16 protein-coding genes and 1 tRNA gene are annotated in these 18,386 nt (G+C 63.3%); 4 read left to right on the plus strand and 13 right to left on the minus strand.

Going from position 1 to position 18,386, the window contains the following annotated elements:
* Nucleotides 1–16: 16 nt before the first annotated feature.
* Complete coding sequence (locus LB532_RS00415) at nucleotides 17–1,258, plus strand: ROK family protein (protein ID WP_140643606.1); 1,242 nt, start codon at nucleotides 17–19, stop codon at nucleotides 1,256–1,258.
* 7 nt (nucleotides 1,259–1,265) lie between these two features.
* Here LB532_RS00415 and phoB read toward each other — a convergent pair whose 3' ends face one another.
* The 8 genes from phoB to LB532_RS00455 form a co-directional block, all read right to left on the minus strand.
* Complete coding sequence (phoB, locus tag LB532_RS00420) at nucleotides 1,266–1,955, minus strand: phosphate regulon transcriptional regulator PhoB (RefSeq protein ID WP_010911896.1); 690 nt, start codon at nucleotides 1,953–1,955, stop codon at nucleotides 1,266–1,268.
* A gap of 19 nt (nucleotides 1,956–1,974) precedes the next feature.
* The gene (phoU, locus tag LB532_RS00425; protein ID WP_224556292.1) at nucleotides 1,975–2,682 is read right to left on the minus strand and encodes a phosphate signaling complex protein PhoU; all 708 of its coding nucleotides are present in this window, start codon (nucleotides 2,680–2,682) and stop codon (nucleotides 1,975–1,977) included.
* Between the two features lie 25 nt (nucleotides 2,683–2,707).
* Nucleotides 2,708–3,511, minus strand: a complete 804-nt coding sequence (gene pstB / locus LB532_RS00430; RefSeq protein WP_140554179.1) for a phosphate ABC transporter ATP-binding protein PstB — start codon at nucleotides 3,509–3,511, stop codon at nucleotides 2,708–2,710.
* Nucleotides 3,508–4,359 (minus strand): phosphate ABC transporter permease PstA, encoded by an 852-nt coding sequence (gene pstA, locus LB532_RS00435; RefSeq protein ID WP_140643609.1) that lies wholly within the window; start codon nucleotides 4,357–4,359, stop codon nucleotides 3,508–3,510. Before pstA ends, pstB begins: the two co-directional genes overlap by 4 nt.
* Before the next feature lie 3 nt (nucleotides 4,360–4,362).
* Nucleotides 4,363–5,352: a phosphate ABC transporter permease subunit PstC gene (pstC, locus tag LB532_RS00440; protein ID WP_140643611.1), complete on the minus strand. Its 990-nt coding sequence runs from the start codon at nucleotides 5,350–5,352 to the stop codon at nucleotides 4,363–4,365.
* A 65-nt stretch (nucleotides 5,353–5,417) separates the two neighbouring features.
* Nucleotides 5,418–6,476, minus strand: coding sequence for a phosphate ABC transporter substrate-binding protein PstS (gene pstS, locus LB532_RS00445; RefSeq protein WP_140643612.1), 1,059 nt, complete (start codon nucleotides 6,474–6,476; stop codon nucleotides 5,418–5,420).
* Between the two features lie 517 nt (nucleotides 6,477–6,993).
* Nucleotides 6,994–11,130: a PAS domain-containing protein gene (locus LB532_RS00450; protein ID WP_181169564.1), complete on the minus strand. Its 4,137-nt coding sequence runs from the start codon at nucleotides 11,128–11,130 to the stop codon at nucleotides 6,994–6,996.
* 606 nt (nucleotides 11,131–11,736) lie between these two features.
* Nucleotides 11,737–12,702 carry a DUF2865 domain-containing protein gene (locus LB532_RS00455; protein ID WP_224556294.1) on the minus strand — a complete coding sequence of 322 codons (966 nt, stop codon included), beginning with the start codon at nucleotides 12,700–12,702 and terminating at the stop codon, nucleotides 11,737–11,739.
* A gap of 262 nt (nucleotides 12,703–12,964) precedes the next feature.
* Between LB532_RS00455 and LB532_RS00460 the strand changes: the two genes are divergently transcribed.
* Nucleotides 12,965–13,168, plus strand: a complete 204-nt coding sequence (locus LB532_RS00460) for a hypothetical protein (RefSeq protein WP_140500562.1) — start codon at nucleotides 12,965–12,967, stop codon at nucleotides 13,166–13,168.
* A gap of 184 nt (nucleotides 13,169–13,352) precedes the next feature.
* Here LB532_RS00460 and LB532_RS00465 read toward each other — a convergent pair whose 3' ends face one another.
* The 4 genes from LB532_RS00465 to LB532_RS00480 form a co-directional block, all read right to left on the minus strand.
* Complete coding sequence (locus LB532_RS00465) at nucleotides 13,353–13,730, minus strand: hypothetical protein (protein WP_140643617.1); 378 nt, start codon at nucleotides 13,728–13,730, stop codon at nucleotides 13,353–13,355.
* Nucleotides 13,731–14,122: 392 nt separating this feature from the next.
* Nucleotides 14,123–14,197 (minus strand) — tRNA-Glu (locus LB532_RS00470).
* Between the two features lie 90 nt (nucleotides 14,198–14,287).
* On the minus strand, nucleotides 14,288–14,695 hold the full coding sequence (locus LB532_RS00475) for a VOC family protein (protein WP_140554190.1): 408 nt from the start codon (nucleotides 14,693–14,695) through the stop codon (nucleotides 14,288–14,290).
* A 38-nt stretch (nucleotides 14,696–14,733) separates the two neighbouring features.
* Nucleotides 14,734–15,132 carry a fimbrial protein gene (locus LB532_RS00480; RefSeq protein ID WP_140500558.1) on the minus strand — a complete coding sequence of 133 codons (399 nt, stop codon included), beginning with the start codon at nucleotides 15,130–15,132 and terminating at the stop codon, nucleotides 14,734–14,736.
* A gap of 25 nt (nucleotides 15,133–15,157) precedes the next feature.
* Here LB532_RS00480 and LB532_RS00485 point away from each other — a divergent pair, with 25 nt between their 5' ends.
* Nucleotides 15,158–16,213, plus strand: a complete 1,056-nt coding sequence (locus LB532_RS00485; protein ID WP_140643619.1) for an RluA family pseudouridine synthase — start codon at nucleotides 15,158–15,160, stop codon at nucleotides 16,211–16,213.
* Nucleotides 16,214–16,422: 209 nt separating this feature from the next.
* Nucleotides 16,423–17,334, plus strand: a complete 912-nt coding sequence (gene rpoH / locus LB532_RS00490) for an RNA polymerase sigma factor RpoH (RefSeq protein ID WP_027023478.1) — start codon at nucleotides 16,423–16,425, stop codon at nucleotides 17,332–17,334.
* Nucleotides 17,335–17,421: 87 nt separating this feature from the next.
* Here rpoH and LB532_RS00495 read toward each other — a convergent pair whose 3' ends face one another.
* Nucleotides 17,422–18,294, minus strand: a complete 873-nt coding sequence (locus LB532_RS00495; protein ID WP_140643621.1) for an MBL fold metallo-hydrolase — start codon at nucleotides 18,292–18,294, stop codon at nucleotides 17,422–17,424.
* Nucleotides 18,295–18,386: the final 92 nt, after the last annotated feature.

Consider the following 18,386-nt stretch of genomic DNA (forward strand, 5'->3'; position numbering starts at 1 on the left):
GGAGGATGCGAGAAGAATGTCGGTCGGAATCCGCCACGACGATCTGCGCCGACGCAACCGGGCGATGGTGATCGCAGCCGTGCGCCGTGCCGGGCAGCCCTCGCGCACTGAGATTGCCGCGACCACCGGGCTCAGCCATTCCACCATATCGGCGATCTCCTCCGACCTGATTGGCGAAGGCATCCTGGCGCAGAGCAAGCCGAGCGAGGCCGGTGCGCTGAAACGCGGCCGGCCGCAGGTCGGTCTCAGCCTCAACCCTGAAGCCGCGGCTGTGATGACCGTGGTGCTGTCGCTGAATTTCCTCTCCGTCGCAGTCATCGACTATGCCGGCCAGGTGATATCTGAAGAGCAGCGCCGGCTGGACACGCTGACCCTGTCGCGCGAGGCGCTGATCGGCGAATGTGTGGCCATCGTCAGGCGGCGGTTCGAGGATCCCGACCTCGACGTCGGCAGCATCGCCCGTATCGCGCTGGCGATCCAGGGCATCACCGACACGGATGCGCGCACCATGCTGTGGTCGCCGATCACGCCGCAGACCGACATCGCCTTCGCCGACATACTGGAGACCGAGTTCGGCATTCCCGCCACCATGGAGAACGATTGCAACATGATGGCGGTGGCGCTGCGCTGGCGCGATCCCCAGCGCTACCGCGACGACTTCATCGCCATCCTTTTGTCGCACGGCATCGGCATGGGCCTGGTGTTGAAGGGTGAACTGTTCACCGGCACCCATTCATCCGGAGGCGAGTTCGGCCACATGATCCATCGCCCCGGCGGGGCGCTCTGCCGCTGCGGGCGGCGCGGCTGTGTCGAGGCCTATGCCGGGAACTATGCCATCTGGCGCAACGCTAGGCAGCTTGGCGAGGACACCGAGCCCGTCGACGTCAGCGACGCCGACATGCGCACCCTGGCGGCCTCGGCGCGCGAAAAGGACGGGCCGGAGCGCGAAGCCTACCGCAAGGCCGGCGAGGCGCTGGGCTATGGCCTTGGCAGCCTGTTCGCCCTGATCGATCCGGCGCCGGTCGCCATGGTCGGCGTCAGCGCGGCCGCCTTCGACCTGATCGAGCCGGCATTGCGCGAGGCGATCGCCCAGACCGCCGGCGGCCAGCACTCGAAATCGATTTCCTTCGACACCGAGCCGAACGAACTGCCGCTGATCCGCGAGGGTTGCGCCATGCGCGCGCTGACCTTCGTCGACCAGGAAATTTTCGCGCCGGGGGCACAAGCGAAATCAGGCATAGGCGAGAACGTTGCGTGACATATCCCTAGTCTTCGCGGATCGCATACCCCGCGCCCCGAATGGTGCGGATCACGTCAGGCATGCGGCCATTGTTGACCGCCTTGCGCAGCCGGCCGACATGCACGTCCACCGTGCGCTCGTCGATATAGATCGTTTCGCCCCAGACATTGTCGAGCAGCTGACTGCGCGAGAACACGCGGCCCGGGTGGCGCATCATGAATTCGAGCAGGCGGAACTCGGTCGGCCCGAGCCGGATCTCGCTCTTCTTGCGGTAGACCCGGTGCGATTCACGGTCGAGCACGATGTCGCCGACCTTGAGCACGCTGGACAGAACTTCGGGCTTGGCGCGGCGCAGCAGCGCCTTGACGCGTGCCATGAATTCCGGGGTTGAGAACGGCTTGACTAGATAGTCGTCGGCGCCGGTGGAGAGACCGCGCACCCGGTCGCTTTCCTCGCCGCGCGCCGTCAGCATGATGATCGGCAGCCGCTCGGTCTCGGGCCGCATCCGGAGACGGCGGCAGAGTTCGATGCCGGAAACCGCCGGCACCATCCAGTCGAGCACAAGAAGGTCAGGGACATTCTCCTGCAAGCGGATCTCGGCTTCGTCGCCGCGCGTCACCACCTCGACCTGATAACCCTCCGATTCCAGATTGTAGCGGAGCAGCACACCCAGCGGCTCCTCGTCCTCCACCACCATGATGCGTGGCGCGATCATCGACTGGTCACCCCTGCCGTCACGCCGCTGGCGCCGACATCGCCGTCTCGTCCTGCTTCGGGCGATTGGCGGGCAATTGCGTGCCGGTCAGCACATAATAGGCATTTTCGGCAATGTTGGTCACGTGATCACCGATGCGCTCGAGATTCTTGGCGCAGAACAAAAGATGCGTGCAGGCGGTGATGTTGCGCGGATCCTCCATCATGTAGGTCAGCAGCTCGCGAAACACCGATGTGTATTTGACGTCGATGCGTTCATCGTCGGCGCGCAGCTTGGCAAGTGCCGCGGAATCGCGCGCCGCATACTCCTCGATCACCCCTTGCACCTGGATCAGCACCAGCTGCGCCATGACATCGATGGAGTGCGACAGGTTGCGCGGCGTGGCGGCCAGGCCGACGGTGCCGACGCGCTTGGCGATGTTCTTGGCGAGATCGCCGATGCGTTCGAGATCGCCCGCCATGCGGATCGAGCCGACGACATGGCGCAGATCGTCCGCCATGGGCTGCCGCTTGGCGATCAGGGTGATGGCGCGGTCGTCGAGTTCGCGCTGGCGCGCATCCATGATCGCGTCGTCGGAGACGACGCGCTGGGCGAGCGCGTTGTCGGAATTCAGGAGCGCCTTGGTGGCGCCGCCGACCATCGATGAGGCGAGATCGCCCATGTCGCGGATCAGCCTGCTGATCTGTCCGAGATCTTCGTCAAAGGCTGCGACTGTATGTTCGGCCATGATCTTGGTCCTCGTGTGCGTGGGATCAGCCGAAGCGGCCGGTGATATAGTCCTGCGTGCGCTTCTCGCGGGGCGACGTGAAGATCTTCTCCGTGCGGTCGAACTCGACCAGCTCGCCCAGATACATGAAGGCGGTCTGCTTCGATACGCGCGCCGCCTGCTGCATGTTATGGGTGACGATTACGATCGTATAATCGGCCTGCAGCTCGTCGATCAGTTCCTCGATCTTGGCGGTCGACAGCGGATCGAGTGCCGAGGCAGGCTCGTCGAGCAGGATGACCTCTGGCTTCACGGCCACCGTGCGGGCGATGCAGAGGCGCTGCTGCTGGCCGCCCGAAAGGCTGAGGCCACTGGCGTTGAGCTTGTCCTTGACCTCGCTCCACAGTGCCGCGCGCTTCAGCGCCTGCTCGACACGGCCGTCCATCTCGGCCTTGCTGAGCTTCTCATAGAGCCTGACGCCGAACGCGATGTTCTCGTAAATCGACATCGGGAACGGCGTCGGCTTCTGGAACACCATGCCGATCTTGGTCCTGAGCAGGTTGAGGTCCTGCGACCGGTCGAGGATGTTCTGGCCGTCGAGCAGCACCTGGCCCTCGGCGCTCTGCTTCGGGTAGAGCTCGTAGATGCGGTTGAAGACGCGCAGCAGCGTCGACTTCCCGCAGCCCGAAGGCCCGATGAAGGCGGTGACGCTGCGCTCAGGCAGCGACAGGCTGATATCCTTCAGCGCCTTCGACTGGCCGTAGTAGAAATTGAGGTTCTTGACCTCGATCTTGGCTTTCTCGACCGCGACTTCGGGCGTGTTCAACTCGGTGGACAACATCGGTTTCATCTGTCCTCTCTGCGTCCGGTAAGGCTGCGGGCGAAGATGCTCAGCCCGAGAACCGTAAGGGTGATTATGAGTGCGCCGGTCCACGCCAGCTGCTGCCATTCCTCATAGGGGCTGAGAGCGAACTGGAAGATGGTGACGGGCAGGCTGGCCATCGGCGCGTTGAGATTGCTCGACCAGAACTGATTGTTGAGCGCGGTGAAGAGCAGCGGCGCCGTCTCGCCGGAAATGCGGGCGATGGCCAGCAATATGCCGGTGACGATGCCCGACAGCGCCGCACGGTAGGCGACCGAGCGGATGACCACCCAGCGCGGCGCGCCGATCGCGGCGCCGGCCTCGCGCAGGGCGTTCGGCACGAGGTTGAGCATGTCCTCGGTGGTGCGCACGACGACCGGGATGACCAGGATGGCCAGCGCGACGGCGCCGGCGATCGCCGAGAAATGCCCCATCGGCCGCACCAGGAGTTCGTAGACGAACAGGCCGACGATGATCGAGGGTGCCGACAGCAGGATGTCGTTGATAAAGCGCACGATGGTGGTGAGGCGCGAGAAGCGGCCATATTCGGCCATGTAGGTCCCAGCGAGGACACCGATCGGCGTGCCGACGATGACGGCGATGACGGTCATCATGATACTGCCGTAGATGGCGTTGAGCAGGCCGCCGGCATCGCCTGGCGGTGGCGTCATTTCGGTGAACACCGAGAGCGAAACACCCGACAGGCCCTTATAGAGCAGTGCGCCGAGGATCAGCGCCAGCCAGGCCAGGCCGATGCCCGCCGCCGTGACGCATAGCGTCATCATCACGGCATTCCTGCGCTTGCGTCGATTGTGAAGCGATGTGGCCGTCGACATCGGTCAGGCTCCCGTGCGGCTGTCCATGCGCAGCAGCATGTAGCGCGCAAGGGCAAGGATCAGGAAAGTGATGACGAACAGGATCAGGCCGAGCGCCACCAGCGAAGACGTATAGAGATCGCCGTCGGCTTCGGTGAACTCGTTGGCGATGGTTGCCGAGATCGTCGTGCCGGGCGCGAACAGCGAGGCGCTGATGCGGTGGGCGTTGCCGATGACGAAGGTTACCGCCATGGTCTCGCCGAGCGCGCGGCCGAGACCGAGCATGACGCCGCCCATGATGCCGACGCGGGTATAGGGGATGACGACGCGGCGGGTGACCTCCCAGGTCGTGCAGCCGATGCCGTAGGCCGATTCCTTCAGCACCGACGGCACCGTGTCGAAGACATCCTTGGTGATCGAGGTGATGAAGGGCAGGACCATGATGGCAAGGATCAGCGCCGAGGTCAAAAGGCCGATGCCGTAGGGCGGACCGGCAAACAGGCTGGAGAGCCCCGGCACGTCGTGGAAAAGCTTGATGATGAAGGGCTGCACCGTCGTCTGCAGGAACGGCGCGAACACGAACAGGCCCCAGATGCCGTAGATGATGGAGGGTATGCCGGCAAGCAGCTCGACGGCGATGCCGATAGGGCGCCGGAGTGGCCGCGGGCAGAGTTCGGTAAGGAAGATGGCGATGCCGATGCCGATGGGAACGGCGATCAGGATAGCGATGGCGGCGGTGACGATGGTTCCGTAGATCGGGGCCAGCGCCCCGAAATTCTCGGTAACCGGGTTCCACGATTCGGTCGTCAGGAAGGAGAACCCGAATTTCGACAGCGCTTCCCACGAGCCGGCAACCAGCGAAATCGCCACGCCGCCGAGGATGAGCAGGACGAGGATGGCGGAAAAGCGTGTCGCCGCCCGGAAAATCGTATCGGTGAGCGCGAAGCGCCGGACCGTCGCTTCCCTGGCCCGCATGGCGGCCGACGATGGCATGGCTTCGGAGACGGCGGTCATCTGGCCCTCGCGTTTCAAGGAAGACAGGGAGGGCGCCGTGAAGCGCCCTCCTCATTCAGCAGGGATTACATGGCGGAATAGAGCGGCTTGCCGTCTTCGCCGACGATGTCCTTGGTCCACATGTCCTCGACGCTCTTGACGACCGCGTCGGGGATCGGAACGTAGTCCAGCGCCCCGGCCATGTCGTCACCCTTCGCGTAGGACCAGGCGAAGAACTTGAGCGCTTCACCGGTCGCCGCCACGTCGCCGGGCTTCTTGTAGACCAGAATCCAGGTGGCCGACGTCATCGGCCAGGATTCGGCGCCCGGTTGGTTGGCCAGGATGACGCCGTAACCCGGCTGCGAGCTCCAATCGGCATTGGCCGCCGCCGCCGAGAACGCCGCCGCCGTCGGCTCGACCTTCTTGCCGTCCTTGTTGATCATGTCGGCATAGGTCAGCTTGTTCTGCTTGGCGTAGGCGTATTCGACATAGCCGATCGAGCCGCCGGTCTGCGAGACGTTGTTGGCGACGCCTTCATTGCCCTTGGCGCCGATACCGACCGGCCATTCGAGCGCGGTGTTGACGCCGACCTTCGACTTCCAGTCGGCGCTGACGTCGGCCAGATAGTAGCTGAAGTTGAACGTGGTGCCCGAACCATCGGAGCGATGCACGACCGCAATCGCCTGGTCGGGAAGCTTGACGTCGGGATTGAGCTTGGCGATCGCCGCGTCGTTCCAGTTGGTAATCTTGCCGGCGAAGATATCGGCCAGCGTCGGGCCGTCGAGCACCAGTTCGCCCGGCTTGATGCCTTCGAGATTGACGACCGGAACGATACCGCCCATCACCATCGGGAACTGTGCAAGTCCGGTGGATTCGAGATCCTCGCCCTTCAGCGGCGCATCGGAAGCGCCGAAGGTGACGGTCTTGGCCTTGATCTGCTTGATGCCGCCGCCCGAGCCGATCGACTGGTAGTTGAGACCGATGCCGGTCTCCTTCTTGTAGGCATCGGCCCACTTCGCATAGATCGGGTAAGGGAAGGTGGCGCCGGCGCCGGAAATGTCAGCTGCCATTGCCGCTGAAAGGGTGAGGGTGGACGCCGCAGCCATTGCGATCGCAACGGCCGCCGAGCGGATGAAATGTCTCATGTGGCCTGCTCCTGTTCGGAAGATGGTCTCTCGGCGCCATTCCTTGCCAGCGCCCGCTGAGGCCAATAGCGTTCGATTATAACAGTCGCATGACAGTTTCGTGTCAGCCCGGTAACGCGTCGCCGGCGCTTGGAAAGGCGATGGCGATCGGCGGCTGCGGCATGGCGCCGGTTTGCCTTCGGGAATCAGGGACTTGCGCTATCTGGCCACCCAAACAGCCCTCGGATTCGGCATGGAGCGCTGATCGAAGAAAAGCCGGACGGGAGCGCGTTGCTCGAGGCCAGAGGATGTCTTGGCCGGGCCATCGCCAAAAACAGGTCCGTTGGGGTAGATTGACGCTGCTTCATACTGGCGGTCGCTGCTCCCGCCCGTAACTAGAAGAGAGCGGAAATTCGATGCCGTCATTGTCCCGGCTGGACGCCGGCTTTGATATGGTGCGATCGCACCATAGTCTTGCTCGAAGGGCAGCGGCCGACCCCGACTGATTCTCGCCGCAATCCCGTGGAAGGCGCGAAGCCTATCCCGCGTTGCGCCGGGCCTGGCGACCGGCGCCGACCCAGCGCTCGACCTTTTCGAGCAGGGCCCTGGGGCTGATCGGCTTGGGCAGATAATCATCCATGCCGGCGTCAAGGCAGCGTTCGCGATCGCCCTTGAGCGCATGCGCGGTGACCCCGACGATCGGCACATGCGTGCCGGTTTCCTCCTCCAGCCGGCGAATGGCGGCGGTCGCCTCGAGCCCGTTCATCTCCGGCATCGAGACGTCCATCAGGATCATGGACGGATTGAGCCTGCCGAAGGCGTCCAGCGCCTTGCGGCCATTGCCGACGATCTCGAAACCGTAGCCGGTCTCGCCGAGGATCTGGGTGAAGACCATCTGGTTGACCTCATTGTCCTCGGCCACGAGGATGTCCAGCCGCTGCTCGCCGCCGGTCGCGGCAAGCCGAGGCCTGACCGGCGGCGGCTGCAGCAACGCGCGTTGGCCCGACGCCGCCGCTGGCGATGGTTGCGGACCGTTCCCCCCGCCTCCCTCGACAGCAAGCGGCTGGGCGACATCGGTAGCGTGGCGATGCCGCTGGATGGTGGCGACCAGCGTTTCCAGGAGCACCGAGGAGCGTGCGGGCTTGATCAGTTGGGCATCAATGCCGAGATCGCGGTAACTGGTGTTGGCCAGCGACTGGTCGACGGAGGTCAGCATGATGATCGGCGTGTCGGCAAGCCCGGCGGTGTTGCGCACGACACCTGCCATCTCGGCGCCGCTCATCTCGGGCATCTGATAGTCGAGCACGACGCAATCGACCGGCACGCCGTAGGCGGCGGCAGCGATCAGTACTTTCAGTCCCTCGGCGCCGCTCTCGGCCGCGCAGGAATCGAAGGTCCATGACGTCATCTGCTCGGTCAGGATGGCGCGGTTGACGGCATTGTCGTCGACGATCAGCACCCGCGCGCCGGTCACATCCACCGGCATGATGCGCTGCGCGTTCTGTTGTCCGGCCCTGGGCAGCGTGACCGCGAACCAGAAGGTCGACCCCTTGCCTTCGGCGCTTTCCACGCCGATGTCGCCGCCCATCAATTCGACCAGCCGCGAGGTGATCGCGAGCCCGAGCCCGGTGCCCTCATGCCGCCTCGTCGAGGAGGTGTCGACCTGGCTGAATTTCTCGAACACCTGTTTCAGCTTTTCCTCGGGGATGCCGATCCCGGTGTCGGTGACCGAGATCGTCAGCCTGGTTCCGTCCGGCACACTTTCGCCGGTGACGTCGACGAGCACGTGTCCTTCGTCGGTGAACTTCACCGCATTGCCGAGCAGGTTGGTGACGATCTGCCGGATGCGGCCGACATCGCCGATGAACAGGTTTTCGAGCCCAGGCTCAATGCGCACGATGAGCTCGAGGTCCTTTTCCTTGGCGCGCGTCGATACCAGCGTCGCCACGTCCTCGATCGCCTCGGCGAGATTGAAAGGGGCGGGATCGAGCACCAACTGGCCGGCATCGATCTTGGAGAAATCCAGGATATCGTTGATGATGGTGAGCAGCGCATTGCCCGATTTGACGATGATGTCGGTGAAGGTCTTCTGCTTCGGATCGAGATCGGATTTGGCCAGGAGTTCGGCCATGCCCAGCACGCCGTTCATCGGGGTGCGGATCTCATGGCTCATATTGGCGAGGAATTCCGACTTGGCGCGGTCGGCAAGTATGGCGCGCTGGCGCGCCTCGCGCAGTTCCGCCTCGCGCAGCTTCAATTCGGTGATGTCGGTGGTCGACCCGATCAGGTAGAGCGACCCGTCGGACGCGATCATCGCGCCCTTGCGGGCGAACTGGTGGCGCACGCTGCCGTCCGGGAGTGTCACCGTCTCCTCGACCTCCTGGGTTTCGCCGCTGCGCAGCACCGCGAGGTCGCCATCGACGAAGGCTTCGCCGTCCGGCCCGAAAATTTCGATGTCGGTCTTGCCGATCGCGTCCTGCTTGCTGAAGCCGGTGAGATCGCACCAGCCCTTGTTGACGTAGAATTGCCTGAGATCGGAGCGCTTGGCGTAGATCGACACCGGCACGTTGTCGATCAGGCTGCGGAACACCTCGTTCTCGCGCATGCTTTCTTCCAGCGCCCGCTCGCGCGCCTTGACCTCGGTGATGTCGGTGCTGGAGCCGACCAGATGCACCGATCCGTCCAGCGCCACCAGCCGGCTCTTGCGCGTCATCAACTGCCGCACCGTGCCGTCGCGATGGGTGACGGGCTCCTCGACCTCCCTGACGCTGCCGGTGAGGGCGACCTCGGTGTCGTCCAGGCTGTAGCTCTCTCCGTCCCCGTCGCCGAACAGCTGCCGATCGGTGCGGCCGATGACGTCTTCCTTGGCGAGCCCGGTGATCGCGCACCAGGCCTTGTTGACGAACTCGATGCTGAGGTCCTGCGCCTTGATGAAGGCGGCCACGGGCAGTTCGTCCAGCACGTGCCGGAACAGGTCGATCTGCCGCATCGAATCGTGCAGCGCCTTTTCGCGGCTCTTGATCTCGGAGATGTCGACACGCACGCCGATGAACGTGCCGTCATCGGTGCGCATGTCGTAGACCTGATACCAGCGGCCGTCGGGATTGAGACGTTCGAAGGATGAGTATGGCAGGCGGTAGCGGGCGAGGATGCTGTCCAGCCAGGGATCGAGATCGCCATCATAGAGCGCATCGACCCGCGGATCGCCGCTCGAGCGGAAATAGCCGGCCGAATGACCGAGCGATAGCGCGTCGCGAAAGGTGCGGCCGGGCTGCCATGCCGGCTTCAACGCCGGCAGCGTGTCCTGCATCTTGCGGTTGGCGAAAACGAAATTGTCGTCGCGGTCGTAGATGATCACGGCGGCCGGCAGCGATTCCAGCACGCTGGCCAGGTGTTTGCGGGCGTCCTGCGCCTCGGTCTCACGACCCTTCATGTCCGAGACGTCGAAGAGGAAGCCGGCCACGTAGCTGCGGCCGCTTGCCATTCTAACGCGGTTCTTCCTGACGACGCGCGAGCAGTTGACGCCGTCGACTTCGAAGCTTTCTTCCACCTCGTAAGGGCGCCCGGTCGCCAGCACCGCGCGCTCGCTTTCCTCGAACAGCGCGACCTCGGCCGGTGCGAGAAAATTGCCGCCGGGCTTGCCAAGCATGGTTTGCGGCGTCTGGCCGAACAGGCCCGCGAACGCTTCGTTGACGAAGACGAAGCGCAGATCGTCGTCCTTGACGAAGATCGGATCCTTGACGCCGTTGATCACCGCTTCCGCCAGTCGCGCCTTTTCCAGCGCTTCGGCCAGTTCGGCTTCGCGATCCTTCATGTCGGTGACATCGACATAGGAGATGAGCCGCTTGCCGCCGGCCAGCGGGGCCAGCGATGCGACCAGGGTGCGCCCGTCATTGTGCGGCAATTGTCTGGAGCCGGCGACGCCGGCCCTGATCTCGGCCTCGCGCTCGGCGGTATGGCGCTGCCAGGCAACGTCGTCGGCACCGTAGGAATCGACGGCGCGGCTGGCCTCCATCAACTCGCGGAAGCCCGAGCCGATCCCGGCGCGCTGGGGATCGATTTTCCACAAATCATAGAAGGCCCGGTTGATCACTTCGGCGCGCAGGTCGGCGTCGAGGACCATGATGCCGATCGGCATCGAATCGACCATCGTGCGAAGATCGGCAAGGCCTCCCGAAGACGCCTCTCCTTGCTGCTTCTGTTCCAGCTCTTCGAAGGCGGCGGCCAATCCCGTGACATTGCGTCCAATGCCGCGATAGCCCGCAAATTTCCCCTCGTCGTCGAAGCGTGGAAAGCCTGAGGTCAGCACCCAGCGGCAATCGGCGCGACCTCCCTTCAGTTCGTAGACGAAGTCACGGAACGGCCGATGCGCCTGCAGATCCTCCAGATGCATTGCCGCGCTGCGGTTGCCGTTCAGGACCTGCTTCAGAAAATCGAAACGGAAACGGCCGAGCACGTTGGCCGGGTCGATGCCCGTGACCGTCTGGTAGTTGTGCGAGAGCCAGGAAAAGCGCAGCTCGGCATCGGTCTCCCAGATCCAGTCCGAGCCCGTCTCAACCAGCTGGCGTAGCATAGCCAAGTCCATGCCCTCGGCGAACGAGGCCGCGTCGTTCACCGCCATTTCGCCCGACCCGCGCTCGCCGCGCACGCCGGCTGTCTCGTTCGCTTCAGCCATGCCGTCCCCACCCCGAATCCAAGGCCGAACCCTCCCTCCGCGGTTCGTCGGCGGAATGTGCCCGAGAAGCATTAACGATCCGCTAACCTTAACGAGCCGTTGCGCACCGGGCCGGCCCTGGCCTGCGCCATTGCGCCCGGTTGTCGGCTGGATCGAAGCCGCGCTATAAACCCGAACAGGGGTGTTGCTGATGTTTGGACGGATTGTGCCTTGCTTGCTGAGCGCGGCGCTGCTTTTCGGCAGTGGCTGTTCGCGCAGCTATGACGGCACGGTCGTCATTCCGCGCCCGCTCGATGCCCGGCGTTTCTGGGACCGGCCGCCGCCCAATGTGGAATACGGGCCGTCCGGAATGGAAAACGACGCTTTTCCGGCGCCGCCACAACCGCCAGCCCGGTTTTCCGAGCGCAGGACCGCGCCGCGCGCCGCACCGAGACGTCATCTTTCAAGAGTTTCGAGGCCACCTCCGCCGTCCTCCGATGAGGAAAAGCCGCTGGCATGCAGGAATGTCAGCGAACCCGGAAAGAGGGTTCGCATGGTCTGCGACTGATGGATGCCACCCAAAATTGACATTGGCTGGGAAACCGCGCCTACGCCCGGAGCGGATGATCATTCGGCTGGGAAGAAGGCCGGGCCAACTATTCTCACCGGCCGCTTGCCGGCCTCTACCGACTGATGCTGGGCCGCCCCGGAGGCTTCGGCGTCCGCCGCGGGAATTGCCGCGACGCTGCCGAGATCCGGCTTGGCCGACGGCAAGGGGATGATGGCATTGGTCATGTTTGTGGGCGTCACCGTTCTGGCCCTCAATTCGGCGACCCTGCTGTAGTAGCGTTTTAGGTCACATGCCTTGAAATTGACGTCGTCGCGGTAGCGGAATGCGGTCGGCAGATCGGTGTAGGGCTTGCGCGTGTCGAGAGCGACCATCTTTTCGGTTTCGAGGCTGACGTCGCTGAGCGTATAGAGGTCGACCCCCGGCTCGTCGCAGATGTAGCGGCATTGATCGGCCATATCCTTCACATCGTCGCTGCCGGCGAACTGCGACTTGGGTGCTGGGAAGAAATATCCATCCGAAAGGCGCACACAGAACAGCATAGCGTTGCCGGCGCCCGTTGCCCTCGCCGCTGGCGCCGTCACAGACACCGATTGGGTCTTCGCCGCCGCGCGCTTTGCCGCTGGCGCGCAGCCAAGCGCGACAAAACGCGCCCGCAGCCCCGACATGTCCCGGCCTGAATTGGAGGCCGCCGCGATCCGGCGCTGCACCTCGCTCCTGTTCCTGGCAAGATCGGCGCATGCGTTGAAGAAACCACCGAGGGAATTTTTCGCCGTACACTTGCGCTGCCTCTCGATGCCTTGGATGGCGGCAAGCTGGCGGTGCAACTGGGCAAGCTCGGGGCTCGTGCCGCCGCCACGGCCGGCCGAAGACAACTGATTTCTTATTGCACTGCAACTGTCGGCATAAGAACTGGACATGCCGAGCGCGAGCACGGTCAGGGTGACGAACGCGATCATCATGGGGGACCAGAAACGGATCATCGGAAGGACGCGGCCCTTGTTGCTGAGAACCTGGAATGACAACTCTTTCGACTTCGGTAAGCTTTCACTAAATGAGTTTTATCTAATCTTTCTAGCCTCCATGCATTGAGAGACTTGTCTCTAGTTTAATAGAAGAACCTCTGTGAATTCAATATTGCATTTTTATTTCAAGATTGAGACGAACTGCAAAACAATGCAGCCGGACCGATGGCTGGCAGGCCTGCCGGATCACTCCGGCGTTATCGGCATCCGGCCCTGAAACCTTTGCCCGGCCTTTCGCGTTGAAGCGCGAAGGAGAACGCAGATGTCGATCCAGGTCACGGTATCGGAACTGACAAGAAATCTTTTTCATTCCCTGGGACTTGATCCGAGGCCCCTGAGCGCCGAGCAAAACCTGCTGCTGGAATGCTATCTGGCCGGGCAAATCCCGGAATCGGCCTGGAACGACTACGTCTTCGAGACACCCGACCTGGCGCGGCACGCCGAGGCGCGGCGTACCAGCCACTGACCGATGAGGGCGGTGCCGGGCGAGATGGTTTGGTAGTAGCTACCTGAGCGGCTCACTGACGCCGGCAGATGTTTTCCCTCAGGAATTGCGTAAAAAATGGAAGCGGGATCGGCGATCCGCCGAATGCCGAACGGCGCAACACATAAGCCGCGGCGCGCCCTGCGCGGAGAGTTGCGGAAAACAGCTATTCGCCGACCTTGGGAGAGACGAATTGCAAGGTGAACACGTTGCCGGCAATCCCTTGCGCGAGTTGCGGCGAAAGGCTGAGCGGCGTGCAATTCTTCACCGCGGCCGTTGCGGCGTCGATAAACGACTTTCGCGCCTTGTCGTCGCCGGCCACCTTGGCGGCGGTCGGCCGTGGCGGACCAAGCAGCGTGCCGTCGCGCTTGAAGCTGAAGCTCAGCGTGACGATGGAATTTCCAGCATCCGCTGGCGGCGTCCAGCATGCCTGGATCGCCGTGCCGACTTCGTCCATCGTGTTGAGCTGAGCGGCAGCCGACGGGGATGTGGCGCCCATCACCACCGCGCCGGCAATCAGGAGCATTCCAGCGGTTCTTTTCATTGCAATTCCTCGACCTTCGACCCTCTCCAGCCGCCCACGTGCGCACGGCAGGATTGATGGTAGGGCCTGAAATGGCAAGGACAATATGCTTTGACGAAGGTATTGCCGAAAGCATTGGAGGCGGCCTTACCGCAACGGCCGGCCAAAAAACAAAAGGCCGGCGTGAGCCGACCTTTGTTTTCACCGCAGCGCCAGTACATCCGTGGTCGCGGGTGAATTGTCTCCAGTAGACAGGTTATAGGTAAACGAAACCTTAACCGACGCCCGCCTCCACGCCATAGCTCCGAACCCGGCTCCAGCCAGCGTTCCATGCACTGTATCTGACGGAGCGCTCGAGCGGGGGCGGCTGAATATTGTTCGATGCTGGGGATCAACGGCTAAGCCGTTTTTCTTGGTACGCCCAAGGGGAATCGAACCCCTGTTCCCGCCGTGAGAGGGCGGTGTCCTGACCGCTAGACGATGGGCGCGTTCAAGAACCGGCGATATAGGCTGGCGGCGGAGAAAAAGCAACTGGGGTTCCGCCGGCTTTCCCGGGATCAAGAAAAAGCCGGCCGGTGCTAGCGTTTGGGCTCGATCAGGTCCCATAGATTGCCGTGGAGATCGGCGAAAACCGCCACCGTGCCGTAGGGCTCCAAGCGCGGTGGCTCGCGAAATTCGACGCCCTTCGCCACCATCGCCGCATGATCGCGGGCGAAGTCGTCGGTTTCGAGGAAGAGAAAAACCCGCCCGCCGGTCTGGTTGCCGATGCTCTTTCTTTGTGCCTCGTCGGAGGCCTCGGCCAGAAGCAGCCGCGCGCCGCGCCCGCTGGCCGGCGCCACCGTCACCCAGCGCTTGCCGCCGCCAAGGTCCACATTCTCCAGGAGCACAAAGCCCATCCGCCCGACATACCAGTCGATCGCCTCGTCATAGCTGTCGACGACCAGCGCGACGGTGGCGATATGACGGTTTTCGGCAAAGCCGGTCATTTCTGCGGCAAACTTGTTTGCTGCATTGTCGCCGGGCTTCATTTGTTGCGGATTGCAAAGCGGCCGATTATGCGCCGCTCGCCCATATCGTAGACGAAGATCGTGCGGCTGCCATCAACGAGTTCGGCGTCGATCGAGACGCGATTGCCGGACAGCGACTGGCTGACCACCCTGGCGCCGACCGGCAGCACGATGTCTCCGCTGAGCGGCTCGCCGGCGGGCACCTGGATGTCGCCGGCCAGCGGCGGGCTCACCGGCGCTGCCTTGCGGGATTTGTAGACAATCGCCGCGATCACCACCATAAGGGCCAGCAACAGCAGGCCGAGATTGATGGCCATGAAGCGGATGAGCCTGCCGCGCACCTTTTCGATCTCGGGGTTGAGCGGCTTTTCCCCGCCTTCAACAACGGCGTCTTCGTCGGCGGCGGGGCGGGCCATGGCAAACATTCCGGAACGATTCTCGATGAGCGCTCATAACGAAGAGGCCCCCGGATTGATAGAGGACCAATTCATGCAGGCAGAACCGACCGTGCTCGTGGCCGGAGCCGACGATGCCGGCCAGCGCCTCGATCAGTGGCTGGCAGGCAGGCTCGGCCCGGACATGTCGCGCAGTCGCGTGCAGATGCTGATCAGGCAGGGCGCGGTCTTGGTCGACGGCAAGGCCGTTGTCGAGACCAAGCGCAAGATGTCGCCGGGCGAAACTGTCTCGGTCGCCATGCCGGAGCCGGAACCGGCGGAGCCACAGGGGGAAAACATCGCCCTCGATATCCTCTACGAAGATGACGAACTGATCGTCATCAACAAACCCGCCGGGCTTGTCGTCCATCCCGGCGCCGGCAATTGGACCGGCACGCTGGTCAATGCGCTGATCCATCATTGCGGCGACAGCCTGTCCGGCATCGGCGGCGTGCGCCGGCCGGGCATCGTCCATCGCCTCGACAAGCAAACCAGCGGCGTCATGGTCGTGGCCAAGACCGACCGCGCCCACAAGGCGCTTTCGGAGGCCTTTGCCGATCACGGCCTGACAGGCGATCTCGAGCGCGCCTACCTGGCGCTGGTCTGGGGCATACCGCAGCGGCCGGCCGGAACGGTGGATGCCCCGCTCGGCCGCGCCGCCGACCGTGTACGGCGCGCCGTGGTACCCGAAGGACGCGACGATGCCCGCCACGCCGTCACCCATTTTGCGGTGCAGGAGCGCTTCGGCGAAAACCAAAAGGAATTCGCAACCGCAAGTCTGGTCGAATGCCGGCTAGAGACCGGCCGCACCCATCAGATCCGCGTCCACATGGCCCATATCGGTCATCCGGTACTCGGTGATCCCGATTACGGCCAGGCCTTTCGCACCAAGGCGAACCGGTTGCCCGAACCGCTGAGAAGCCAGGTCAAGGCATTTTCCCGGCAAGCTTTGCACGCCTGGCTCCTTGAATTTCGCCATCCGACTACCCATCTATCCATGAGGTTCGAGGCACCGATACCGAGGGACATGGAGGAAGTCGTCGGCGGCTTGCGCAATCTGTGATCCGCCACTGGCAAGCTTCAAATCAACCGTCAAAAAACCTGACTGGCGTTGTTCACTTCAGCGTGACACACTGTTTCGTGTTGAACAAATGCCTGTCTTTTCTGGTTTTGTTCCTGTATATATCCGATGTCGCGAGCAAGCCTTTGGTGCTCGCGTCACATGCCCGCCTCGTTTCGGGGGCATCACTCCAATAGAGAGGGGGCGCTATCATGGCCCAGTCACTACCCAGTATCGTTTCCGGCGAAGGCGGCCTCAGCCGCTACCTGGAAGAGATCCGCCGCTTTCCGATGCTTCAGCCGCAGGAAGAGTACATGCTCGCCAAGCGTTATGCCGAGCATGAGGACACTTCCGCCGCGCACAAGCTCGTCACCAGCCATTTGCGGCTCGTCGCCAAGATCGCCATGGGCTATCGCGGCTACGGCCTGCCGATCGGCGAAGTGATCTCGGAAGGCAATGTCGGCCTGATGCAGGCCGTCAAGAAATTCGAGCCCGAGCGTGGCTTCCGCCTCGCGACCTACGCCATGTGGTGGATCAAGGCCTCGATCCAGGAATACATCCTGCGCTCGTGGAGCCTGGTCAAGATGGGCACGACCGCCAACCAGAAGCGTCTGTTCTTCAACCTGCGCAAGGTGAAGGGCAAGATCCAGGCGCTTGACGACGGCGACCTCAAGCCCGACCAGATCGCCGAAATCGCCACGAGGCTGAACGTCTCGGAAGCGGAAGTCGTGTCGATGAACCGCCGCCTGTCGGGCGACGCCTCGCTCAACGCGCCGATCCGGGCGACGGAAGGCGAGTCCGGCGAATGGCAGGACTGGCTGGTCGACGACCACGAAAGCCAGGAAGAGATGCTGATCGAGCAGGACGAGCTGGAAAACCGGCGCGGCATGCTGTCAGGCGCCCTTGCGGTGCTCAACGAACGCGAACGGCGCATCTTCGAGGCGCGCCGCCTCGCCGATGAGCCGCTGACCCTGGAAGAACTGTCGGCCGAGTTCGACATCAGCCGCGAGCGCGTGCGCCAGATCGAAGTGCGCGCTTTCGAGAAGGTGCAGGATGCGGTCAAGGCCGCCGCCAAGCGCCAGACCCAGGCGCTGCGCACCATCGAGGCGCAGCCGGCGGCTTAAAAGCCAAGTTCGGCAACGAAACATCCAGGCGGCGTCAGGAAACTGGCGCCGCCTTTTTCGTATACCGCATCGGCTGCCGTGATTGCTTCAAAGCCCATCCAGCGGAAATTTCAGATACCGTCGGCCATTGGCTTCCGGTTCCGGCAGGCGTCCGCCATTCATGTTGACCTGTAGCGCATGCAGGATCAGCCTCGGCATCGGCAATGTCCGGTCGCGCGCCTCGCGAAGGGCAACGAACTCGGCCTCGCTGCGCGCGGCGGCAAGATGAATGTTGTCGGCTTTCTGCGCGGCAACCGTGCTCTCCCATAGCGCCTGACGCCCGCCGGGCTGATAGTCATGGCCGACAAAGACGCGCGTGTCCTCCGGCAAGGCTAGAATGTCCTGGATCGAGTGCCACAGGCGCGCGGCACTGCCACCGGGAAAATCCGTTCTTGCGGTGCCGCTGTCGGGCATGAACAGCGTGTCGTGCACGAAGGCTGCATCCCCGATCACATAGGTGATCGACGCCAGCGTGTGCCCGGGCGAGAAAAGCACCCTTGCTGGAAGCGTCCCCACCCGAAAAGTCTCGCCGTCACCGAACAGCCGATCCCACTGCGAACCGTCGGCGGGAAAGTCCGGCCAATTGTAGATCGCCTTCCACAATTTCTGGACGTCGACGATCCTCTCGCCGATCGCCGTCGGCGCCCCGGTCTTCTGCTTCAGGTACTGCGCGGAAGAGAAATGGTCGGCATGCGGATGGGTGTCGAGGATCCATTCAACGCTCAGTCCCTCCGCCCTGATGAAATCCAGCAGCGCATCGGCATTGCCGGTCGAGGTGGCGCCGGACTTCTCGTCGAAATCGAGAACCGGATCGATTATGGCGCACCGATTCGTCACCCGGTCGGCGATGACATACTGGATGGCGCCGGTCGGCTTGTCGTGGAAACCGGTGACTTCAGGCTTTGCCGAACCTAGGTCCAATCCGACTTCCCCTCCCGTTAGCCGGGCAGGAATGATTTTCTCTGCCAGAGCAACATAAGAGCATGCTTGTCTAGCAGGGCGCTGCCGTCAAG

This window comes from Mesorhizobium sp. ESP-6-2, from assembly GCF_020164675.1.
Taxonomy (GTDB): domain Bacteria; phylum Pseudomonadota; class Alphaproteobacteria; order Rhizobiales; family Rhizobiaceae; genus Mesorhizobium.